This is a genomic window from Actinokineospora auranticolor (assembly GCF_002934265.1).
Classification (GTDB): Bacteria; Actinomycetota; Actinomycetes; order Mycobacteriales; family Pseudonocardiaceae; genus Actinokineospora; species Actinokineospora auranticolor.
The window spans coordinates 38,828-61,421 of the sequence record NZ_PTIX01000036.1 but is presented as its reverse complement, the minus strand read 5'-3'; the positions used below and the strand labels follow the sequence as shown (position 1 = coordinate 61,421).

20 protein-coding genes are annotated in these 22,594 nt (G+C 70.4%); 12 read left to right on the top strand and 8 right to left on the bottom strand.

Features of this window, described 5'->3' with window-relative positions; all coding sequences use genetic code 11:
• Positions 1-961 precede the first annotated feature (961 nt).
• The 5 genes from CLV40_RS40960 to CLV40_RS34810 form a co-directional block, all read right to left on the bottom strand.
• A complete protein-coding gene (locus CLV40_RS40960; RefSeq protein ID WP_181043928.1) occupies positions 962-1,345 on the bottom strand; it encodes a helix-turn-helix domain-containing protein in 384 nt (127 codons plus the stop codon).
• A gap of 246 nt (positions 1,346-1,591) precedes the next feature.
• Positions 1,592-2,458: an amino acid ABC transporter permease gene (locus CLV40_RS34825; RefSeq protein WP_104483287.1), complete on the bottom strand. Its 867-nt coding sequence runs from the start codon at positions 2,456-2,458 to the stop codon at positions 1,592-1,594.
• Entirely contained in the window at positions 2,455-3,102 is a 648-nt protein-coding gene (locus CLV40_RS34820) for an amino acid ABC transporter permease (protein WP_104483286.1), read from the bottom strand. Before CLV40_RS34820 ends, CLV40_RS34825 begins: the two co-directional genes overlap by 4 nt.
• Before the next feature lie 86 nt (positions 3,103-3,188).
• The gene (locus CLV40_RS34815) at positions 3,189-4,079 is read right to left on the bottom strand and encodes a glutamate ABC transporter substrate-binding protein (RefSeq protein ID WP_104483285.1); all 891 of its coding nucleotides are present in this window, start codon (positions 4,077-4,079) and stop codon (positions 3,189-3,191) included.
• Between the two features lie 75 nt (positions 4,080-4,154).
• Positions 4,155-4,883 carry an amino acid ABC transporter ATP-binding protein gene (locus tag CLV40_RS34810; RefSeq protein ID WP_181043931.1) on the bottom strand — a complete coding sequence of 243 codons (729 nt, stop codon included), beginning with the start codon at positions 4,881-4,883 and terminating at the stop codon, positions 4,155-4,157.
• 216 nt (positions 4,884-5,099) lie between these two features.
• Between CLV40_RS34810 and CLV40_RS34805 the strand changes: the two genes are divergently transcribed.
• Both CLV40_RS34805 and CLV40_RS34800 read left to right on the top strand, forming a co-directional pair.
• Positions 5,100-5,777, top strand: coding sequence for a response regulator transcription factor (locus CLV40_RS34805; protein ID WP_181043930.1), 678 nt, complete (start codon positions 5,100-5,102; stop codon positions 5,775-5,777).
• Between the two features lie 21 nt (positions 5,778-5,798).
• The gene (locus CLV40_RS34800; protein ID WP_104483282.1) at positions 5,799-7,220 is read left to right on the top strand and encodes a sensor histidine kinase; all 1,422 of its coding nucleotides are present in this window, start codon (positions 5,799-5,801) and stop codon (positions 7,218-7,220) included.
• Here CLV40_RS34800 and CLV40_RS34795 read toward each other — a convergent pair.
• Positions 7,196-8,134 carry a TAXI family TRAP transporter solute-binding subunit gene (locus CLV40_RS34795; protein WP_104483281.1) on the bottom strand — a complete coding sequence of 313 codons (939 nt, stop codon included), beginning with the start codon at positions 8,132-8,134 and terminating at the stop codon, positions 7,196-7,198. The genes CLV40_RS34800 and CLV40_RS34795 overlap by 25 nt on opposite strands.
• Positions 8,135-8,238: 104 nt before the next feature.
• On the opposite strand from CLV40_RS34795, the gene miaB reads away from it, so the two are divergent.
• Both miaB and CLV40_RS34785 read left to right on the top strand, forming a co-directional pair.
• On the top strand, positions 8,239-9,702 hold the full coding sequence (miaB, locus tag CLV40_RS34790) for a tRNA (N6-isopentenyl adenosine(37)-C2)-methylthiotransferase MiaB (protein ID WP_104483280.1): 1,464 nt from the start codon (positions 8,239-8,241) through the stop codon (positions 9,700-9,702).
• Positions 9,699-10,193, top strand: coding sequence for an Rv2732c family membrane protein (locus CLV40_RS34785; protein ID WP_104483279.1), 495 nt, complete (start codon positions 9,699-9,701; stop codon positions 10,191-10,193). The genes miaB and CLV40_RS34785 overlap by 4 nt, the downstream gene beginning before the upstream one ends.
• Before the next feature lie 1,178 nt (positions 10,194-11,371).
• On the opposite strand, the gene CLV40_RS34780 is transcribed toward CLV40_RS34785, so the two are convergent.
• On the bottom strand, positions 11,372-12,913 hold the full coding sequence (locus tag CLV40_RS34780; protein WP_245931770.1) for a DUF349 domain-containing protein: 1,542 nt from the start codon (positions 12,911-12,913) through the stop codon (positions 11,372-11,374).
• Positions 12,914-13,150: 237 nt separating this feature from the next.
• Here CLV40_RS34780 and CLV40_RS34775 point away from each other — a divergent pair, with 237 nt between their 5' ends.
• The 8 genes from CLV40_RS34775 (at position 13,151) to CLV40_RS34740 (ending at position 21,552) form a co-directional block, all read left to right on the top strand.
• The gene (locus CLV40_RS34775; RefSeq protein ID WP_104483278.1) at positions 13,151-13,870 is read left to right on the top strand and encodes a class III extradiol ring-cleavage dioxygenase family protein; all 720 of its coding nucleotides are present in this window, start codon (positions 13,151-13,153) and stop codon (positions 13,868-13,870) included.
• Positions 13,867-14,781, top strand: a complete 915-nt coding sequence (gene miaA / locus CLV40_RS34770) for a tRNA (adenosine(37)-N6)-dimethylallyltransferase MiaA (RefSeq protein ID WP_219824197.1) — start codon at positions 13,867-13,869, stop codon at positions 14,779-14,781. Before CLV40_RS34775 ends, miaA begins: the two co-directional genes overlap by 4 nt.
• 48 nt (positions 14,782-14,829) lie before the next feature.
• Positions 14,830-15,675 (top strand): diaminopimelate epimerase, encoded by an 846-nt coding sequence (dapF, locus tag CLV40_RS34765; protein ID WP_104483276.1) that lies wholly within the window; start codon positions 14,830-14,832, stop codon positions 15,673-15,675.
• A 514-nt stretch (positions 15,676-16,189) separates the two neighbouring features.
• Positions 16,190-16,783: a DUF2867 domain-containing protein gene (locus tag CLV40_RS34760; RefSeq protein ID WP_104483275.1), complete on the top strand. Its 594-nt coding sequence runs from the start codon at positions 16,190-16,192 to the stop codon at positions 16,781-16,783.
• A gap of 1,258 nt (positions 16,784-18,041) precedes the next feature.
• On the top strand, positions 18,042-18,245 hold the full coding sequence (locus CLV40_RS37585) for a hypothetical protein (RefSeq protein WP_146108386.1): 204 nt from the start codon (positions 18,042-18,044) through the stop codon (positions 18,243-18,245).
• 77 nt (positions 18,246-18,322) lie between these two features.
• Positions 18,323-18,838: an ArsR/SmtB family transcription factor gene (locus CLV40_RS34750; RefSeq protein ID WP_245931769.1), complete on the top strand. Its 516-nt coding sequence runs from the start codon at positions 18,323-18,325 to the stop codon at positions 18,836-18,838.
• Positions 18,839-18,945: 107 nt separating this feature from the next.
• Positions 18,946-20,394, top strand: coding sequence for a GTPase HflX (gene hflX, locus CLV40_RS34745; RefSeq protein ID WP_374065110.1), 1,449 nt, complete (start codon positions 18,946-18,948; stop codon positions 20,392-20,394).
• A 123-nt stretch (positions 20,395-20,517) separates the two neighbouring features.
• Positions 20,518-21,552: an esterase-like activity of phytase family protein gene (locus CLV40_RS34740; RefSeq protein ID WP_374065109.1), complete on the top strand. Its 1,035-nt coding sequence runs from the start codon at positions 20,518-20,520 to the stop codon at positions 21,550-21,552.
• 33 nt (positions 21,553-21,585) lie between these two features.
• Here the strand turns inward: CLV40_RS34740 and lexA are convergent, their stop codons facing one another.
• Entirely contained in the window at positions 21,586-22,236 is a 651-nt protein-coding gene (lexA, locus tag CLV40_RS34735; protein WP_146108387.1) for a transcriptional repressor LexA, read from the bottom strand.
• Between the last annotated feature and the right edge of the window lie 358 nt (positions 22,237-22,594).

Here is a 22,594-nt window from a genome sequence, read left to right as displayed (position 1 = left end):
TTTCGAGAACTAGGTGTGGTAACTGAATTCTCTCAAACGGGCCGCCACCTCTTACTTTGGGGTGATCATCGCCAGCCGTGAATAAGCCTCACAGGTTATACACATGCCCCGACTCTGTCCACAGGATTTCCTGCCCCCTTCCCCGCCACCCCAGACCCGATAGGCTGGAGCAGGGCTGTCCCCCCAGAGGAGGGCGGGGGCTGTGCTGGGTCCGGCGGGGTGTTCAAAATAGCCTCTGACCAGCTCGAATGCCTCCTCCGTCGCGCCTTCCGGGCCGCCACGCCTCGCTCATTCGCACCCCGGCCGAACGTGACACGCCCCCGGCAATCGCCCAGCGTCTCGCCTTGATCTACCCCATCAAGCCGAGCCTGTTGGCCCCTGCATGTGCCGACCCATGTCCATCGGGCCAAGCCGTGCATGCCCACTCGCCACAGCCACTCCGCGAACTCTTCCTACCACGCCAAGTCGAGCCCGCCAGCCCTCGACGTCTGCCAACCTGCACCCCCAGCCAATCCATCGCACCCGTCTCAACTGCTCGATGGGTGTGGATTGTCTTTGCGTGTGTGTGGTGGGGGGCAGACCTGCCAAGCTTCCCGGCGGGTGGGCGGGCTTGCCCCTCCCACCGTGTTTGACCAGCAGTTCGTTCAGCTTCTCGACAGGTTCGTACCCAATCCCGGGTCTGTCGAGGGCGACCGTTGAGCTCGCGATCCGGTCCGCAGAACGGTCGTGCGGGACCCGGAACAGCATCACGAACCGCGTCAGCCGCTCCACGAGAGTGAGGATCTGGGATTCGCAGGCGGATCCAAGGATGAGGTCGCCCTCCCAGAAGCCGGGCACGGCACGATCGTCGGCCCCTTTCGGGCGCTTGCCGATGTTGACCACGCCCACGATCGGGTCGCGCCTGGGCCGCTTCGCCGACGGTGACACCCGTTTCGCCCGGCCCGACCGCAGGGCTCGCACATCATGGCCCGCAGCTCGCCTTTCCCTGGACGAACAGAGTCTGGCAGACCGTCTCGTGGGACACGCGCATCTCCGGCTCGGTCGGGGACTCCATCCGTATTCTGGTCGCGATCTGCCGCGGCGACCATCGGCGATCCAAATCCGCCATCACACAACCGAGCAAGCGGCCGAATTGTTCCAGCTTCCGCGGCTTCGGCCGTTTCCGCATCGCCGCAGCACGCTTGCCCGACCTCAACGCTCGATACGCCAATCTCCCACCATTGCGGGCAACCTCACGAGCGACCACCGAATGATGCCGACCCAACACCCGACCGATGAACCGGAACGACCGCCCCACCCATAACTCCCGCGAGATCGTCTCCCGCTCCTCCGAACTCAATATCACCCGACACGCAACCACACGATCTCCGATCACTCACCCACGAAGATCATCCCATGCCCGGCGCATCGCCCCCTTGAGGTCAAGGCCCCGCACAAAGACAATTCACCCCACCGAGCACCAACTCGAAACCGCGCCAAGACCACGAGAGAACACAATCCCGCCGGAACGTTCGAGGCGCACAAGGGCCGAGCGCGAACAGCACAGTGCCCGCCCCGCCGAAGCGGAACGGGCACCGGTTCGCCGAAAAAATCAGACAACAGCCTCCGCCGGGGCGGCCTGGATCTTGCGGTTGCGCCGCTGCCGCTTCTGCAGCCGGTTGGCCAGCAGGGTCAGCAGCAGGCACAGCGTGATGTAAATAGCCCCTACCACGATCGTCGTCGGGATGATCGGCCGGTAGAAGAAGATCTGGCTGTCCAGGTCCCCGAAAGCGTAGATCGAGCCGATGTAGCGCGCGTAGTTCAGCAGTTCCTCGTACGTGATCAGGAACCCGAGCGCCGTGTCCTTGAGCAGCACCACGAGCTGGCTGATGATCGTCGGCAGCATCGTGCGCAGCGCCTGCGGCAGCAGGATCAGGACCATCACCTGGGTCTTGCGCATGCCCAGCGCGTACGCCGCCTCGCTCTGGCCCTTCGGCAGGGCCTGGATGCCCGCGCGGAAGACCTCCGCGAGCACCGAGCCGTTGTACAGCGTCAGGCCCAGCACGACCGCCATGTACGGCGACATCCGCACGCCGAGCGTCGGCAGGCCGTAGTAGAACATGAACATCAGGATGAGCAGCGGGATCGCCCGGAACAGCTCCACCACGAACCCGGCCACGACCCGCACCGGCTTGTGGTCCGAGAGCCTGCCCGCGGCGAACACCGCGCCGAACGCCAGGGCCAGCACCGCGCCGAGGGCGAAGGCCCGCAGGGTGTTGCCGACCGCCGCCGCGAGGTCCTCCTGCACCTGCTTGTACTGGATCCACTCCCACTTGCGCGCTGCGAACTCGCCGCTCTCGGCCAGCCGCCAGACGATGAAGCCGACGAAGGCGGCCACGGCGGCCACGCCGAGGACCGCGTACAGGCGGTGGCGGACCCGCGCCCGGGGGCCGGGGATGTCGAACAGGACGTTGCTCATCGCGCACGGCTCCAGCGCTTCTCGAAGGTCCGCTGCACCAGCGTCAGCACCATGACCAGCAGGATGAACCCGACCGCCACCCAGGCCAGCGTGACCATCTGCGGGTAGCCCTTGTCGGCCAGCACCGCGCGGATCGCGCCCGCCTCGGCCACCGAGAAGCCCGCCGCGATGGTGGTGTTCTTCAGCAGCGCGATCAGCGTGCTCATCATCGGCGGCGCCACCGCGCGCATCGCCTGCGGCAGGATCACCGACCCCAGCGTCTGCCCGAAGTTGAGCCCGAGCGCCCGCGCCGCCTCGGCCTGCCCGACCGGGACCGTGTTGATGCCGGAGCGCACGACCTCGCAGACGAACGCCGAGGTGTACACCGACAGCGCCACCATGGCCCGCACGGCGTAGGACAGGTCGACGATCTTGAGCAGCGGGTAGGCGAAGATGAAGAACAGGAACACCAGGGTCAGCGGCGTGTTCCGCACGACCGTCACGTAGAGCGTGCCGATGCCCCGCAGGATCGGCACGGGGCTGACCCGCAGCATCGCCAGGATGGTGCCGAAGACCAGCGAGGCCGCGGCCGAGACGAGGAACAGCCACACCGTGGTGCGGAACCCCGACAGGAACAGCGGCAGGTTGTCCAGTAGCGCGCCCAATGTGCCCTCACTCCAACTCGTCGACGACCAGACCGGCGGGCGACCCGGGCAAGGGTCGCCCGCCGGGACGTCAGGCCATCAGCGGATCAGTAGCGCTCGAGCGTCGGCTTCGTCGCGGGCGAACCGGACTTGCCCAGCGTCGAGTCGTAGATCTTCTGCCAGGTTCCGTCGTCCAGCGCGCCCTGCAGGATGTCGTTCACCTTGTCGCGCAGCGCCTTGTCGTCCTTGGCCAGGCCGATGCCGTAGGGCTCCTTGGAGAACGGCTCACCGACGACCTTGAGGTCCTCGGGGTTCTGCGCGGCGAAGCCCTTGAGGATGGCGTCGTCGGTGGTGACCGCGTCGACCTCCTTGGTCAGCAGCTTGTCCACGCACTGCGAGTAGCCCTGGAACTCGATGATGTTCGCGGGCTCGGTGAGCTGCTGGTCGCGCACCCGCTGGATCGGCGTGGAGCCGGTCACCGAGCACACCTTCTTGCCCTTGAGGGTCTCCTTGCCGGTGATGCTGGAGTCGTCCTTGCGCACCAGCAGCGCCTGACCCGCGACGAAGTACGGGCCCGCGAAGGAGATCTGCTGCTTGCGCTTGTCGTTGATCGTGTACGTGCCGACGTAGATGTCGACGTCGCCGTTGACGATCGCGGCCTCGCGGCCCGCGCTCTGCACGACCTTGTACTCGATCTTGTCCTTGTCGAAGCCGAGCTTCGCCGCGACCAGCCGCGCGATCTCGATGTCGAAGCCCGAGAACTCCTTGGTGGTCGGGTTCCGGCTGCCCAGCCCGGGCTGGTCCTCCTTGACCCCGATGGTGATCTTCCCGGCCTGCTTCATCCGGTCGAACGTGGGCGAACCGTCGACGGTGACACCGGTCGCCGCGGGGGGCGGGGTGGTCGTCTGACCACCCGATGACGGGGTCACCTCCTTGCCGCACGCGGTCAGCGCCAAACCGGTCGCCAGCAGCCCCACTACCAGGCTACGAACCCTCATCGTGTGTGCTCTCCCGATCTTCTTGGACGGATTCGGATCTCGGTCGTGGTCTCGTGCCGCCGCGGCACCCGGGCGTCAGTGGGTGAGGATCTTGCCAAGGAAGTCCTTGGCGCGCGTGGTCTTCGGCGCGGTGAAGAACGACTCCGGCGTGCTGTCCTCCACGACCTCGCCGTCGGACATGAACAGCACGCGGTGCGCGGCCTTGCGCGCGAAGCCCATCTCGTGCGTGACGACCAGCATCGTCATCCCGTCGGCGGCCAGCGAGGTCATCACGTCGAGCACCTCCTGGACCATCTCCGGGTCCAGCGCCGAGGTCGGCTCGTCGAAGAGCATCACCTTGGGCCGCATGGCCAGCGCCCGCGCGATCGCCGCCCGCTGCTGCTGACCACCGGAGAGCTGCGCCGGGTACTTGTCCGCCTGGCTCGCGATGCCCACCCGCTCCAGCAGCTGCTGCGCGGCCTTGCGCGCCTCCGCCGCAGGCTGCTTGCGCACCTTCACGGGCGCCAGCATCACGTTCTCCAGGATCGTCTTGTGCGCGAACAGGTTGAACGACTGGAAGACCATGCCGACCTCGGCGCGCAGCTCGGCCAGCTCCCGGCCCTCGTCGGGCAGCGGCTTGCCGTCGACCTCGATCACCCCGGTGTTGATGGGTTCGAGCCGGTTGATGGCGCGGCAGAGCGTGGACTTGCCCGACCCGGACGGGCCGAGCACCACCACGACCTGCCCCTTGGGCACCTCGAGGTCGATCTCCCGCAGCACGTGCAGCGAACCGAAGTACTTGTCCACCGACGCCATCCTGATCATCGGAGGTGCGGTGTTGGTGGCGGTCATCTTCTCCTCCGCGAGTGCTCGCGTACCGGAATTCCCGTGCCGAGGGGTGGGCGTTGGCGGAAACTTACTCCGGCGCGACCACCACGCCCATGGGCCTTGAGCAACACTTAGGGTCTCAACTGTGTCACGCGCGACAACCGGGCGCTCGCTCTCGGTGCCGAGCGGGACCGTCGGATGCGGAGGTTTCGAGTGCGCGTGCTGCTCGTGGAGGACGACGACCGGGTCGCCGACGCGCTGACCCCGGCCCTGGTGCGCCGGGGTCTGGCGGTGCGCAGGCTGGCCTCCGGCGCGGGCGTGCTCGACCTGGTCAACGAGGTCGACGTGGTGCTGCTGGACCTGGGCCTGCCCGATGTGGACGGGGTGGTCCTGTGTCGACAGATCCGCGCCGCCAGCGACGTCGCGGTCATCGTGGTCTCCGCCCGCGCCGAGGTCGACGACCGGATCGTCGGGCTGCGCGCGGGCGCCGACGACTACCTGGTCAAGCCCTACGACGTCGACGAGCTCGTGGCCAGGGTGCACGCGGTCCGCAGGCGCCGCTCCGACCGCGGCGGCGCGCCCAGCGGCGTGGTGCAGCTCGACGGCGTGCGGGTCGACTTCGACCGCCATGAGGTCACTGTGGACAGTGAGGTGGTTCCGCTGTCCCGCAAGGAGTTCCAGGTCTTCTCGCTCATCGTCGGCGCGGAGGGCTCGGTGTGCGGCCGGGACCTGATCCTGGCCGAGGTGTGGGGCCGCGCGGGCGCGGCGGAGAACCGGTCCCTGGACGTGCACGTGGCAACATTGCGGACGAAGCTCGGCAGGCCCGCGCTCATCGAGACCGTGCGCGGCGTCGGGTACCGCCTGTCGGGCCAACCCGGCAGACTCGGGTAGGAGGCGTTCGGGGGAGGCGACATGCGCACGCGGCTGCTGGGCATGGTCTGGTTCGTGGTGGCGCTGCTGGTCTTCGGCCTCGGCGTGCCGCTGGCGCTGGCGGTCGCGGGCGCCGAGCAGCAGCGGCTGTTCCTCGACCGGCTCGCCGACACCACCCGGTTCGCCTCGATGGCCCAACGACCGCTCGTCGACGGCGACCCGGAGTCGCTGCGCGAGGAGCTGAACCGCTACTCGGAGCTCTACGGCATCGGCGTGCTGATCGTCGACCAGGAGAGCAGCGCCGTCGTCCGGTCGGCGAGCTACGGCAGCGCGCGTGCGGTGGACCTGGGCGACGACCAAGTGCGCGACAGGCTCCAAGAAGCGCTCGCGGGTCGTCGACCGCAACCGGGGGCACTGCTGCTCCCGTGGGACGACAAACCCCTCGTCCTCGCCGGTCCGGTGCTGGTCGACGGTGAAGTGCGCGGCGCGGTGATCACCGTGTCGCCGACCGACCGCAGCCGCGACCGGATGCTGTGGTGGTGGCTGATGATCGCCGCGGGCGGGGTGCTCGCGTTCGCGTTGGCGCTGATGCTCGCGGTCCCGGTCATCCAGTGGATCCTGCGACCGGTGCGCAGGCTCGACGAGGCCACCGGGTCGCTGGTGGCCGCCGTGGTCAGCGGGCGCGAGGCCGACCCGGTCGGCGACGAGCACGGCCCGCCGGAACTGCGCAAGCTCAGCCGCTCGTTCGACCGGATGGCCACCTCCGTCGGCGACACGCTCGCCGCCCAGCGCGCCTTCGTCGCCGACGCCTCGCACCAGCTCCGCAACCCGCTCACCGCGCTCAAGCTGCGCCTGGTCAACCTCGAGGGCCACGTCGACACCGAGGCCGACGACCACCGCGTCGCCGCCGCGGCCGAGGCCGACCGGCTCAAGCGCATCCTCGACGAGCTGCTGGCCCTGGCGCGCGCCGAGAACAGCCGCGGCGAACTCGTGCCGACCGACGTCGACGAGGTGGTCGACGAACGGGTCGCGGACTGGCGGGTCGTCGCGGCCGCGCGGGACATCACCCTCGACGTGGACGGCGCGGTGGCCCCGGTGCGCGCCCTGGCGCCCGCCCGCAGCGTCGACGGCATCCTCGACGCGCTCCTGGACAACGCGCTCAAGTTCACCGACCCGGGCTCGCAGGTCCTCGTCGCGGTCGAGGTAGTCGGCGACCGGGTGCGCCTGTCGGTCCGCGACCACGGGCCCGGTCTGCGCCAGGACGAGTTGGAGCGCGCGACCGACCGGTTCTGGCGCAGCAACTCCCACCAGAACGTGCCCGGCTCCGGGTTGGGCCTGGCGATCGTCAGCCGCGTCATCGCGCACGCGGGCGGGGAACTCAGGTTGGAACTCCCGGACGGCGGAGGGCTGCGCGTCACGGTGGAGCTACCCGCGGAGGGTCACGCCTTCTCGGCCCGGAAGTAGCGCTCGGCGCCCGGGTGCAGCCGCACGGGATCGGTCTCGATGGCCGACTGGCGGTCGATCGCCAGCGCCGCCTGCACCTGCTTGGCCATCGCGGGCTGCGCGTCGAAGAACTCGCGCACCAGCGCCTCCGCGAGGTCCGGCGACATGTCGGCGGACACCAGCAGGAAGTTCGGCACCGCCAACGTGTTCACCGGGCGCCCGGTGAGCCGGTAGGTCGACGCCGGGATCGACGCCGAGTTGTACACCGGGTACTGCTTGCGCAGCAACGGCATCTCCTCGGTCAGGTCGAGCAGCCGGATCGACACCACGTCGGCCAACCGCGAGATCGCCTCGGTCGGCAGCCCACCGGACCAGAAGAACGCGTCGATCTTCCCGTCGCGCAGCGCCTCGGCCGACTCGGTGACCTTCATCGACCGGCGGTCCAGCGCGCCGGGGTCGCCGAGGTCGAACATGCGCAGCATGCGGTCGGCGATGAACTCGACACCGGAGTCGGGTGAGCCGACCGCGACCCGCTTGCCGCGCAGGTCGGCGAAGCGCTGGATCGGGCCGTCGGCGCGGACCACGATGTGCAGGTAGTCGTTGTAGATGCGGGCCAGCGCCTGCGGCTGGGCGCCGCCCGGGTGGGGCTCGGCGGCCACGTCGGCGGCGCTGAAGGCGATGTCCGCCGCGCCGCTGAGCAGCTTGGTCACGTTCTCGGGGGAGCCGCTGGTGTCGAGCACCTCGGGGTGCGGCATGCCCAGCGTGCGCTGCCAGGTGTCGGCTAGGTACTGGGCCATGTTGTTGTAGACGCCGTTGAGGTTGCCCGCCGCGATGCGCAGCCGGGCCTCGGGGAACTGGGCGTCGCACCCCGACAGCAGGGTCAGCAGCGCGCACAGCGCGGCCGCGAACCTGAGGCCGGGCCGCGCGCGCGTCATCCGCCGATCTTCCCAGAACCGGGGCCGCGGAACACGGGGAAGCGTGACTTCGCCACCGGTGGTCCTCGGCCCCCGGGCGGCGCAGCGTACTCTCGGGAACCGAGATGAGCGCGCGAACCTACCAAGTCCGCACCTACGGGTGCCAGATGAACGTCCACGACTCCGAGCGGCTGTCCGGCCTGCTGGAGGCCGCGGGGTACGTCGCCGTGCCCGAGGGCGGGCAGGCCGACGTCGTGGTGTTCAACACCTGCGCGGTGCGGGAGAACGCCGACAACAAGCTGTACGGCAACCTCAGCCACCTGGCGCCGGTGAAGTCGGCCAACCCGGACCTGCAGATCGCCGTCGGCGGCTGCCTGGCGCAGAAGGACCGCGGCGAGATCGTCCGCAAGGCGCCGTGGGTGGACGTGGTGTTCGGCACGCACAACATCGGTTCGCTGCCCGTGCTGCTCGACCGCGCCCGGCACAACCGCCGCGCCGAGGTGGAGATCCTCGAGTCGCTGGAGGTCTTCCCGTCGACGCTGCCCGCCCGCCGCGACTCGGCGTACTCGGGGTGGGTGTCGATCTCGGTGGGGTGCAACAACACGTGCACCTTCTGCATCGTCCCGTCACTGCGCGGCCGGGAGAAGGACCGTCGACCGGGGGAGATCCTGGCCGAGGCCCAGGCCCTGGTCGCGGAGGGTGTGCTCGAGGTGACGCTGCTGGGGCAGAACGTCAACTCGTACGGGGTGGAGTTCGGCGACCGCTTCGCCTTCGGCAAGCTCCTGCGCGCCTGCGGCGAGGTCGACGGCCTGGAGCGGGTCCGGTTCACCTCCCCGCACCCGAAGGACTTCACCGACGACGTCATCGCCGCCATGGCCGAGACCCCGAACGTGTGCCACCAGCTGCACATGCCCCTGCAGTCGGGCTCGGACCGCCTGCTGCGCGAGATGCGCCGCTCGTACCGCTCGGCCCGCTACCTGTCGATCATCGACAAGGTCCGCACCGCCATGCCCGACGCCGCGATCACCACCGACATCATCGTCGGCTTCCCCGGCGAGACGGAGGACGACTTCCAGGCCACCCTCGACGTCGTCCGCGAGTCGCGGTTCGCCAGCGCCTTCACCTTCCAGTATTCGAAGCGCCCGGGCACGCCCGCGGCGACCATGCCGGGCCACCTGCCGAAGGAGGTCGTGCAGGAGCGCTACGACCGCCTGATCGCGGTGCAGAACGAGATCTCGTGGGAGCAGAACAAGACCCAGGTCGGCCGGACGCTGGAGATCGTCGTGGCCACCGGCGAGGGCCGCAAGGACGCCGATACGCGGCGGATGAGCGGCCGGGCCCGCGACAACCGCCTGGTGCACTTCACCCCCGGGTCGGGGGACATCCGCCCGGGTGACGTGGTCGAGGCGGTCGTCACCTACGCCGCGCCCCACCACCTGGTCGCCGACGGGGAGCCGGTCTCCCACCGCCGCACCCGCGCGGGCGACAACCACGCCGCGGGCCTGCGCCCCAAGACGCCCGGCGTGAGCCTCGGCCTCCCCGGCTTCGGCACCCCGGCACCCCAACCGGTCACCGGAGGCTGCGGATGACGTCGTCCGAGGAAGACATCGCGGCCATCCGCGACGAGGTGAACGCGGTGGAGCGCCGAGCCCCGGTGGACCTGGGCCTCCGGGCCATCATCATCGCCGTGGCCGTCTTCGTCCTGATCGTCGGCTACATCCTCCCGTGGATGGGCGACTCGGCGGGCTGGCAAGTCCTCCTCGGCACGGACGACGCGGCAGGCCGGGCGGGCACCGTCCCCCGCCTCTTCGCAGGCACCTCCCTGGCCTTCGGCATCGTCACGTCCGCCCTGGCCCTCGCCCTCCGCCGCTGGCCCCTGATCTGGGCCGCCGCCCTGGGCGGCTGGTTCGCGGCGGTCGACGGCCTCCTGGCGATCTGGACCCGCCAGTCCACGGCGGGCCTGACGTCCCCGGGCCCGGGCATCGGCCTGGCCATCAGCGAAGCCGCCATGGTCGTCACCGCCGCCCTCTGGCTCAAAACGGCCTGGACCCGTCCCCCGGCCAACCACAACGCCGACTAGTCCGCCCCCCGCGACGGCGGCTCCACCCTCAAGCAGCCTCTGCTGCCCACCCCGCCCAAGAGCGCAGCCCCCGCCCAAGAGCGCAGCCCCCGCCCTCCTCTGGGGGGACAGCCCTGCTCCAGTTTATCGGGGAGGGGGTGTCCGAGAAGGGGCGGCGGAATCCTGTGGACGAGTTCGGAGCATGTGGATAACTCGCGTGGGGGCGAAAAACTGCGCGACCGCGGGCACAGGCGGTGCCTGTGAGCTGGGAGATGGTGGCCGAAGTGCGCGCAGTACCCGTTCTGCGGACCGACTTCGCCACCTGCGGCCAAGCGCAAACAACCACCCATTGGGCATCAGCATTGCGCGCGCAGGGACGACTGCGCCGTTCCCGGCGAGCACCTTGCTGTGTACGAGGCCCTCGGCGATCACGTCCAGGTGAGCCGCGTGGGTTGGAGACCGGACCATCCTCGCGTGAACGGATCGGCGGCGGTTGAGGAGGGGATAGGCCACCCCGTTGTGCGGCGGGGGCCGCTCAGTGGGCTGGGGGCGCCCCTGCGCACGCGGGACGATCCCCACGGTGTGCGGAGAGCACATGTAGCTCGTCGGCCACGCGCTCTACCGAGCCGAGTCATCCCCGCGTGTGCGGGGACCGTGCCACCGAAGAACGGCTCGACGACATCCGCTACAGGCCATCCCCGCATGCGCGGGGGACCATCGTGACCGAATGGAGGGCGCTGGACGGAACCCAGGGCCATCCCCGCAAGTGCGGGGACCACACCATCAAGAGGCTGCTGCCGCGCGGCACGGCGGGCCATCCCCGCGTGTGCGGGACCACACCACCGTCGCACTGGCCGCGATGGTGACGGTCGGGCCACCCCGCGTGTGCGGTGACCACCAGGAACGTCTCGCAGCGGACCTGGTCGACGGCGGGCCATCCTCGCGTGTCCGGGGACCATTCCGGGTCGGGCTTGCGCCGGACGCGTATTCCGGGCCATCCCGGCGTGTGCGGGGACCATCACTGCACGCTCGCGCCGCGTTAGAGCAGCAGGGGCCATCCCCGCGTGTGCGGGCACCATAGCTTGCTGACCTGCGGGTCTTCCGGCCGTAGCGGCGTTTCTCGATCACGGCAGCCCGATACACCGGTGACCCCCGCCTGAACTTCGGCGGGGGCCACCGGTGTCACCTCTAATCGTTCGTCAGCGGGTGGCCACGGCCTGTTCCGCCGCCGCCAGCCACTCGCGCCACTGGGCGGCCTGGGCCTCGGCCTGCTCGGCCCGCCGCTTGTCGCCTGCGGCGCGGGCCTTGGCGGCCTGGGCCTCGAACTGCTGCACCCGCTCGCGGAACTGGGCGGCTCGGGCCTCGGCCTCCGGGTCGGTGCGGCGCCACTGGGCGTCGCCCGCGGCGCGGACCTTCTCCTCCACCGAGCGGAGCCTGCCCTCCAGCTCCCGGATGCGCTCGCGCGGGACCTTGCCGATCTCCTCCCAGCGCTCCTGGATGCGGTGCAGGTGGGCCCTGGCGCCGTCCAGGTCGCCCTGGGGGTTGATCTTCTCGGCCTCGGTCAGCAGCTCTTCCTTCTTCTTCGCGTTGTCCGCGAACTCGGCGTCGCGCTCGTCGAACACCGAGGAGCGGCGCGAGAAGAAGGCGTCCTGGGCGGCCCGGAACCGCTGCCAGAGCGCGTCGTCGGCGTCCTTGGGCGCGCGGCCCGCCGCCTTCCACTCCAGCATCAGTTCCTTGTACCGGCCCGCCGTGTGACCCCAGTCGTCGGACTCGGAGAGGCGCTCGGCCTCCTCCACCAGCTCCTGCTTGCGGGTCTTGGCGGTGGCGCGCTGGCGGTCGAGGTCGGCGAAGTGCGACCCGCGCCTGCGGTTGAACGTGTCGCGGGCCTTGGAGAACCGGCGCCACAGCTGCTCGTCGGTCTTGCGGTCGACGCCCTTGATCGTCTTCCACTCGTCCAGGATGCCGCGCAGCCGGTCGCCCGCGACCTTCCACTGCGTGGACTCCTCGGCGAGCTTCTCCGCCTCCTCGACCAGCTCCTGCTTGCGCGCGACCGACGCCGTCCTGGCCTCCTCGCGGGCGTGCTTCACCCGATCGATGGCCTCCGACGCCCCGGCCAGCACCTGGTCGATGCGCGCCTCCAGCCCGACGAGGTCACCGACCACGTGCGCCTCGGCCAGCGAGTCCTTGATGTGCCGGGCGTTGGTCGCGGCCTGCTTCGGATCGCCGGAGCCCGACGCCAGCCGGGACGCCAGCAGCTCCACCTCGGTGCGGATGTCGTCGAAGCGGCGCGCGAAGTGCGCCAAGCCCTCCTCGGGCTCACCGGCCTGCCACGACCCGACCGCGCGCTCGCCGTCGGCGGTGCGCACGTAGACGGTGCCGTCCGCGTCGACCCGGCCCCAGCGACCCGGGTCGGTGGACGCCGCGGCCACGTGCGGGGCGGTCTCCGGCGCGGCGGCGGGCGCCGCGGCCCGGGTGACCGCGACCGGACTGGGTGACGGAGCCGCGTCGGCGGGTGTCGCGTCCGGGGTGGGTACCGGAGCCGCGTCGGCTGGCGTCGCGTCCGAAGTGGGTGACGGGGCCGTGTCGGCGGGCGTCGCGTCCGGGGTGGCAGGCGGTTCCTGCTCGGCAACCGCTGCCGGGGCCTCCTCCGGGACCGGGGTACCGGCCTCCGGCTCCGCGGCCGCGGGTTCCACCACTGCCGATTCCACCGCTGCCTCGGCGCGCTCGTCGTTGTCCGTCATGGCCGATTCCTCCTGCCTGCGTGCCCGCGTCCACGCGGGCGCCCCACTCACGTGGGGCCCAGCACTGTGCGTACGGCCCGTACAGGCCGCGCGACTTCCGTGGTACCCGCGCGCATTCAAACAGGTCACGGCGCGCGTGGGTACTCCGGAGAGCCGCAATGGTCATCATGGTGCCGCAAAAGGTGGGGTCCGTGGGCCGCCGACGCCAAGATTGTCGACGGACAGTAATCTCGCGTCGTGATCCGCCGTGCCGCCGTGTTGCCGCATCCCCCCCTGATCGTGCCGGAACTGACCGGCGGAGGCGACCGGGACGCGGACGCCGTGCGCGCCGGGTGCGTGGCCGCGGCCCGAGCCCTCGCCGAAGCCACCCCCCGGTGGTGCGTAGTCGGCGCGGGCGCGCGACCAGGACTTTTCGGCCCGGAGGTGGCCGGCACGTTCCGCGGCTACGGCGTCGACGTGCGCGTCGGCCTCGGCGCGTCGGCCGACCTGGCGTTCGCCGACCCCGACCTGCCCCTGCCCGCCCTGGTCGCCGGGTGGTTGCGCGCGGAGGTGGGCGCGGGCGACGTGACTGTCCGGATAGTGCCATTCGACCTGCCGCCCGCCGACTGCGCGGCGTTGGGCGCCGAGTTGGCCGCGGAGCTGGCGGGCGACGACCCGGTCGGCCTGCTCGTCCTCGGTGACGGGTCGCACCGCCACGGTGAGCGCGCCGTCGGCCGACCGGACGACCGCGCGGGCGACTTCGACGACACCGTGGCCAAGGCACTGGCGGCCGTCGACCTCGACGCCCTGTCCGCGCTGGACCCCGACCTCGCCGCCGAGCTGGGCGCCGCGGGCCGCGCGCCCTGGCAGGTGCTGGCGGGTGCCGTGCGCGCCACCGGCGGGGACTGGCGCGCCGAGGCGCGGATGTCGGTCCCGTTCGGCGTGGCCTACCACTTCGCGACCTGGGTGGCCGGGTGAGCCTCGCGGTCGCCGTGGTCGGCCCCACCGCCACCGGCAAGTCCGACCTCGGCGTCGCCCTGGCCGAACGGCTGGGCGGCGAGGTCGTCAACGCGGACGCCATGCAGCTCTACCGGGGCATGGACATCGGCACCGCCAAGATCACCCAGGTCGAACGGCGCGGTGTCGCGCACCACCTCCTGGACGTGCTGGACGTGCGCGAGACGGCCTCGGTCGCGGCCTACCAGCGCGACGCCCGCGCGGCGATCGAGGACGTGCTGGCCAGGGGGCGCGTCCCCGTGCTGGTGGGCGGCTCGGGGCTGTACGTGCAGGCCGTGGTGGACGACCTGGAGTTCCCCGGTACCGACCCGGCCATCCGCGGCCGTCTGGAAGCCGAACTCGCCGAGGTCGGCCCGGCCCCGCTGCACGCGCGCCTGACCGAACTGGACCCGGTCGCCGCCGAGGCGGTGCTCCCCACCAACGGCCGCCGCGTCGTGCGGGCACTGGAGGTCATCGAGCTGACCGGTCGCCCGTTCTCCGCGACCATGCCCCGACCCGGACCCGCCCGCTACGGCATGGTCATGGTCGGCCTCGACCGCCCCAACGGCGACCTCGACGCCCGCGTCGACCTGCGCGTCACCCGCATGTTCGCCGACGGCCTGGTCGACGAGGTCCGCGCCCTCACCACCCACGGCCTCCGCGACGGCAAGACGGCGGCGCGCGCCCTCGGCTACCAACAGGTCCTCACCGCGTTGGACACCGACGGTGACCTCACCGTGGCGGCGAACGACACAGCCAGGGCCACCCGGCGCTTCGTCCGCCGCCAACGCTCCTGGTTCCGCCGCGACCACCGCATCGCGTGGCTGGACGCCGCCCGCCCCGACCTCGTCGACGCCGCGCTCGCGCTGACCCGCGTCACCACGCCCGGCTAGCGCCGTGGTCCGTGTCCGTCGAGGTGGGAGCGCCAGTAGCCTGGTGCCGTGGCGATCGCGTTCCTCAAGGCACACGGCACCGAGAACGATTTCGTGGTGCTGCCCGACCCAGACGGCGACCTGGACCTGACCGACTCCCGCGTGCGCGCCCTCTGCGACCGCAGGCGGGGTCTCGGCGCCGACGGCGTCCTCCGGGTCGTGCGGACCCGCCACGTCCCCGACGCCCCCGCAGGCCTCGACGGCGACACCTGGTTCATGGACTACCGCAACGCCGACGGCTCCCGAGCCGAGATGTGCGGCAACGGCGTGCGCGTCTTCGCCCGCTACCTGCACGACGCCGCCCTGGTCCCGTCCGCCCCCGGCGAGGTCGTGGAGATCCCGATCGCCACCCGGGGCGGCATGCGCCCCGCCACGGTGAACGCCGACGGCACCGTCACGGTGAACATGGGCCCGGTCCGGGTCACCGGCCGCTCGGAGACCACCGTCGGCGACGCCCGGTACCCGGGCCTGGGCATCGACGTGGGCAACCCCCACCTGGCCTGCGTCGTCGAGGGCGTCGCCGACCTGGACCTGACCAGGCAGCCCGGCTTCGACCCCGAGGTGTTCCCCCGAGGCGTGAACCTCGAGTTCGTCGAACCCGTCGCCCCCGACGAGATCCGCATGCGCGTCCACGAACGCGGCGTCGGCGAGACCCGCTCCTGCGGCACCGGCACGGTCGCCGCCGCGGCGGCCTACCTGGACGCGCGCGACCACGCCACGGGCTCGGTGACCGTCCACATCCCCGGCGGCACCGTGCAGGTCACCATCACCCCCACCACGAGCACCCTCACCGGCCCCGCCGTCTTCGTCGCCCAAGGCACCCTGACCGACGACTGGTGGATCACCCACGCCTGACCGAGTCCCGCCAACACCACCTCCCCGACTGCTCCGCCCCAACGCTCCGACCTCGGACCCAACACGGCCCAAGGCATATCGATGCCTGCGCCCACCCGACGAACCAATTGCCGAGTCTGGACGCAATCTCCTAGGCCGAACCTCTCTGTCTCAGAGCCTTGCCATCACCCTCTCTCACCTGGCCGGGTCTTCCCTTGCGTTGCCCGGAAAGGCGCCCGAACCCGACTGGCCTGTCCGATGGATCACGTTGGTCTGTCTGGTTTCGCGGCGGATCCGCCCAACATCCAAAGCGGACCGGACACCGCCCCGAAGAGCCGGACAGCACGTCTGACTGGCCGATGCCGTACGTCCACTTGGCACCGTCGAGATGTCGAGGCGAGTACGGTGGGTTTCGGGGCTGCCCGCTGCAAGACGGTCTGCTGACGGTCCCCGTCGTTCGCCAGGAGCTGAGTCGTCCGGGTCCCCCGGTTTCCGTGCACCGGCGAACTCTCACCGAGCAGACGGAGACAACGGCATGAGGCTCCCCAACACCGCGCACACCCAGCGGCCATGGCGCATCCACGAGATAGCCCCCGACTTCCACCTCGAAGACGTCTGGGCGCTACCCACTCCGGGCGGCGTCGAGGATTTCCCCCGCCTGGTACACCTCGCCGCCAACCGCGACTCCGCCGACACCCCGTCCCGGGCCGCCCGCGCCCTGGTCGCGATCCGCCGCAAACTGGGCGCGTGGTTCGGCTGGGACGCCCCGAACTCCGGCCTCGGCACCCGAGTGGAGACCCTCCGCGAACGGCTGCCCGCCGACCTGCTGGCCGCCCCACCCGGACCGGTGTTCCCCAACCGCCCCTTCACTTCCGTCTACCTGACCGAGACCGAATGGGCAGCGGAGGTCGCCAACCGGACCGTGCACGCGGTCATGCACCTCGCCTGGGTTCCCGACGGCACCGGCGGCTACCGGGGCCAGATGGCCGTACTGGTCAAACCGAACGGCACACTCGGATGGGCGTACATGAAAGCCATCGCCCCCTTCCGACACCTGATCGTCTACCCACCACTGATCCGCCACTTCGGCCAGGCGTGGCAGAAGACCCCACCACCCCGGACGGCCTAGCATCCGCGCGCCAGACTCTGCCGCGAGATCAGGGCAGCGGCCAGCAGGATCACCGAAACCCCGCAGCGGGCCGAGAATCGCAAGCAGCGACTGTGGATCACGGTCCATTCAGGGACTTGGCGGCATCTGAGCCACGATCGAGCGCACCCGCCACCATGCGGCAGGTACTCGAAAGGGCTCACCACCACCGAATCACCGACCGAGCCGGCCATCAGCAAGCCCGCGGCGGTCGGACCACGGTCCTCAGGCCTCGGTCCGCCGAGCATCAGTTCGTCGGACCACCAATCGAGCAATTGTTGACTCTTGGCACTGCTGGGTGAGTGCAAGGATGGTGTGAAGGCCGAACCTGGTGTCGAAGGTGGTTCAGGGCAGGCACACCCGGCTGGTCCGGCGGAACCCGGCGCTGGCGGTATGAACCCGGCGAAGGACAGCCGCCTGTCCAGGCGGTCAGGTGAGAGCGCCACCTTGCTGTGCAACTGGAGCGTGCTGCCAACCAGCCTGCAAGAGGTGATGGCGGGCGGTGGCGTGTGGGCGGCACGCGACGGTTGCACTGGATGCGTTCTACCTGAACCGCGCCAGTGCGGATCGAGCGGAGGCTCGAGTACCTGCCTGGTCCAGCGCTGAATACGGGCCAGGCATCGTGGCGCAGGCGCGGATGCGGTGGTGGCTGGTGATGGGTCTCCCGTCGATGAGTTGGCCGAGGCCGATGGCCCCGGTTGTGGGCCGCTCGTCGCCACCGGTCCTGGGCTGAGTCGACCAAGGGCCGCTTGGTTAAGGCGGTTTGGTGCGAGGCAGCCTCGGTTCTCTTCGGGGTGGGGTTGTGGTGGGTGAAGTGGGCGGTGCCTTTGTCATGGGCGCTTCTCTCGGTGTGGTGGGTTCTGTTTGTCGGGGCGGATTTGGAGTGTCGTGTGGATGTCGGTGTGAGGGCGGGGCTTTGATTGCGGTGGAGGGCGCGGCTCCTTTGCAGGGTTGGTGGAGGGGCTGGTTCTCTGTTGCTGGAGTGGTTGATCGGGGTTCGAGGGTGGCGTGGGTTTCGTCGGGTTTGAGCAGCGGAGCGGTCCAGAGACAGGCGGCGACCCAACCCGCGACGCAAATCCACAGGGTGGGGCGGATTCCGAGCCAGGTAGCCAGTGCCCCGCCGAGCAGGGCCCCCAAGGGCATGGTTCCCCTGACGGTCCAGCGGATGTTGGCGTTCATACGGCCCAGGAGGTGGTCGGGGCAGACGCGTTGGCGGTAGCTGATCTGGGCCACGTTGTAGATGACGGCGCTGAAGTTGATGACGAGGACGCCCACCACGAACAAAGCCACACCCCACCGCGGTGCGCAGCCCCATCTTGGCCGCGCTCGCTTGCAGCGCCCCGACCGCGAGCAGCGGCCGGGCGAGGTGGCCGACGAAGTAGCCGAACTGGGCGATCGTGTCGCCGATCCAGAGGCGTCGGAAGTCCTGGTGGGTGCGCAGTGAGGTCGTCACGGGACTCAGGATGCGTCGAGTGATTGGAAGCTGTCAATCACTTAGTCCTCGGCTTTACCCTTGTGGGTGTGAACACGCCTCGACCGGGTCGCCGCGCCGCCTCGCCCGCGGAGTTGGAGGCGCTGGCGTCGTCGGTGCGGCTGCGGATCATCCGACTGGCGTACCGGCGGCCGTTGACCAACAAGGAGATCGCCGAGCACCTGGACAAGGACCCGGCGACCACGCTGCATCACGTCCGCAAGCTGGTCGCGGCCGGTTTCCTGGAGCCGCAGCCCGTGCGCCGCGGCAACCGGGGCGCCAAGGAGATCCCGTACCTGAGCACCGGGCTCTCCTGGCGGCTGAACCTCGGACCCGACCCCGACCAGAGCATCGCCGAGGCGATGCTGCAGGCGTACCTCAACGAGATCTCCGGCTCGGGCCTCGGCGCGCTCGACCAGACCCGCCTCGTCGTGCAGGTCGACGCCGCGGGCCGCGCCGAGCTGATGGACCGCATCGGCGCCCTGCTCGACGAGTACGCCGAGCGGCCCGCCACCCCCGGCGCCGAGCGCACCGCCGTCTACGTCGCGCTGTACCCCGGGGAATAACCGGGTCGAATCGGGCGCTGCAACGTGGGACGATGGGAAGCAGGGACGCCAAGGGGCGCCGGGAAAATTCGCCGCGGAGCGAACAACACGAAGGACGGGTTCACCAGGTGACAGAGGAAATCAGTCAGAACGGTTACGACACGGCGTCCGACTTGGCTGAGCTCTCACTCGGTGAACTGGAACTCGAAGAGCGTTCCTCCCTGCGGCGCGTCGCCGGTCTGTCGACCGAACTGCAGGACATCACCGAGGTCGAGTACCGCCAACTCCGACTCGAACGGGTGGTTCTGGTCGGCGTCTGGACCGAGGGCACGGCCCTGGAGTCCGAGGCGTCGCTCGCCGAGCTGGCGCGCTTGGCCGAGACCGCGGGCTCCGAGGTCCTGGAGGGCCTCGTGCAGCGCCGCGACAAGCCGGACCCCGCGACCTACGTCGGCTCGGGCAAGGTGCAGGAGCTCGGCGAAGTGGTGCGGGCCACCGGCGCGGACACCGTCATCTGCGACGGTGAGCTCTCCCCGTCGCAGCTGCAGCAGCTGGAGGCCCGGCTCAAGGTCAAGGTCATCGACCGCACCGCGCTCATCCTGGACATCTTCGCCCAGCACGCCCGGTCGCGGGAGGGCAAGTCCCAGGTGGAGCTGGCGCAGCTGCAGTACCTGCTGCCGCGCCTGCGCGGCTGGGGTCAGACGCTGTCCCGGCAGGCCGGTGGTCGAGCCGGTGGCGGCAACGGCGGTGTGGGTCTGCGCGGTCCCGGTGAGACCAAGCTGGAGACCGATCGCAGGCGCATCCGGGCCAAGATCTCCAAGCTGCGCAAGGAGATCCAGGCCATGAGCGTGGTCCGCGACACCAAGCGCGGCCTGCGCACGTCCAACGCCGTGCCCAGCGTCGCGATCGCCGGGTACACCAACGCGGGCAAGTCGAGCCTGCTCAACGCGCTCACCGGCGCGGGCGTGCTGGTGGAGGACGCGCTGTTCGCCACCCTCGACGCGACCACGCGCCGCACGCAGACCCCTGAGGGCCACACCTACACGCTCACCGACACGGTCGGCTTCGTGCGGCACCTGCCGCACCAGCTGGTCGAGGCGTTCCGGTCGACGCTGGACGAGGTCGCCGACGCCGATTTGGTGGTGCACGTGGTCGACGGCGCCGACCCGATGCCGGAGTGGCAGGTCAACGCCGTGCGCGAGGTGCTCGGCGAGATCGGCAGGCGGCGCGACGCGGCCATGCCGCCGGAGCTGGTGGTGGTCAACAAGACCGACGCCACCACGGAGTTCGCCCTGGCCCGGCTGCGCCACCTGCTGCCCGGCGCGGTGTTCGTGTCCGCCCACTCGGGTGCGGGCATCGACGAGCTGCGGGAACGCATCGGCGAGCTGCTGCCGCGGCCTGACGTGGAGGTCGACGTGCTCGTCCCGTACGTGCGCGGTGAGCTTGTCGCGCGCGTGCACCAAGAGGGCGAGATCCTGCTGGAGGAGCACACCGCGTCCGGCACGCAACTACGCGCTCGGGTCAAGGCTGACCTGGCGGGTGCGCTGGAGCAGTTCGCGGTGAACGGGACTTCCGCGTAAGAGGCGTCAAAGGGCCCCGGCGAGACAGCTGTCACGCCGGGGCCCTTTCGCGTCCGCGTGTGCGTCCTCGCTCTTGTAGGCCGTGGCGCGGCTACGGTGGAGTGGGAGACAGGGAGGTGGCGGGTGCGGGGGTTCGCGACCGCGGTACTGGTAGTGGGGTTGAGTGTGTTCGGCGCGACGGCGGCGGTGGCGGAAACACCCGTTCCGGAGGACGCGTGCGTGCAGTCCGACAAGCGGCTGTCCGAGCTGTCCGGGTTGGCGACCGACGGGGAGCACTGGTACGCGATCAACGACGGTGGCACGAAGTCGACCGTCTACGTGCTCGGCAAGGATTGCAAGGTCCAGCGCGTCATCAACGGTCCCACCGACCCCTATGACGTCGAAGACCTCGCCCGTGCGGCCGACGGCACGTTCTGGCTTTCCGATACCGGCGACAACAGCAAGAAGCGGACCACCATCGCGCTCATCGAGCTGACACCCGCCGGTAAGACCACCCTGCACCGGTTGACCTATCCGGACGGTCCACATGACGCTGAGGCGTTGTTGCTGGACAAGAACAACGTGCCTTATGTGGTGACAAAGAGTCCGTTCGGTCTTGCCGGGATCTATCGCCCGACGGGCCCGTTGGCCACGCCGGGACCGACGCCGTTGGAGAAGGTCGGCGAGGTCAGCTTCGGTAGTACCGACACGAAGGGTGGCCCGATTACCCCGCTCGTGGGCTCCGTTGTGGTGACCGGTGGGGCGGTGAACGCGGATGGCACGCTCGTCGCGCTGCGCACGTACACCGAGGCTTATCTCTTCCCCGCGCCGGACGGCGATGTGCTCGCCGCGCTCAAGCGCAAGCCGGTGCGGATTCCGTTGCCGGACGAGAAGCAGGGAGAGGCGATCGCAATCGAATCCGACGGCACACTGGTGTCCGGGTCCGAGGGCGTCGGTACGCCTATCCGGGTGGTCAAGGGCGCTGCGGCACTCGCTGCGGCCACTACGACGGCCCAGACGTCGGACGCGCCCAAGCCCGCCGCGTCGGGTGGCGCGGGAGGGGGTGGCGCGCCGTCGGAGTCCGGTGGGTTGCCCGTGCTCCCCGCGCTCGGCATCTCCGTTGTGGTCGTCGGCGGTGCGCTGCTGTTCATGAACCGCCGGAGCGCGCGGAAGTCCTAGCGGCGGGCGGCTGAGCCGCCCGCCCGAGGCCGGTCAGAGCCTGCGCAGAACCGCGACGACCTTGCCGAGGATGGTGGCTTCGTCGCCGGGGATGGGCTCGTAGGCGTCGTTGTGCGGGATCAGCCACACGTGGCCGTCGCGGCGCTTGAACGTCTTCACCGTGGCCTCGCCGTCGATCATCGCCGCGACGATGTCGCCGTTGTCCGCGGTGGGCTGCTGGCGCACCACGACCCAGTCGTCGTCGGCGATGGCCGCGTCGATCATCGAGTCACCGGCGACCTTCAGCATGAACAGCGACCCCTCGCCGACGATCTCCTTCGGCAGCGGGAAGACCTCTTCGATGGCCTGCTCGGCCAGGATCGGCCCACCGGCGGCGATCCGGCCGACCACCGGCACGTACGTGGGCGCGGGGCCCTGGTCGGCCTGCTCGACGGCGACCGGGGTGCCCCGCTCACCGCGCAGCTGCGCCACCGAGGCGTCGGCCGAGAGCACGCCGATCGCGCGCGGGCGGTTCGGGTCGCGGCGCAGGTAGCCCTTCTCCTCCAAGGCGCGGAGCTGGTAGGCGACCGACGAGGTCGACGTCAGGCCGACGGCCTCGCCGATCTCGCGCACGCTGGGCGGGTAGCCGTGGCGCTGGACCCAGGAGCGGATGACCTCAAGGACTTGTCGCTGGCGGACCGGCAGGTCGGCGGCATCGGTGGCCGGGGTCTGCTCGGGGAAGCTGCGGACGTTGTCGCCCGCGGCCTGCTTCCGCTTGGGCGCCCCCGACGGCTTCCGACCACTCGTGCCTGACACTGCGTTGCCTCCCTGCGCCGACCGGCACGGCCTTCTCGCCCCGGTGGTGGACCGACTTCGATCATCTCCGGTGTCGACGTTAGCCCGCCGACCTGCGCAGATCAAACACCTGTTCGAGCGACACGCCGATGGGGTCTCGATTTTTGTCGGTGGGTGGTGGTAGACATTCGCACGGACGTTCGATCGAACGCGAGTTCGATCCCGCCAGTGGGCGTGGAGACGGCGGACGTCGACGGTGTACGCGGCT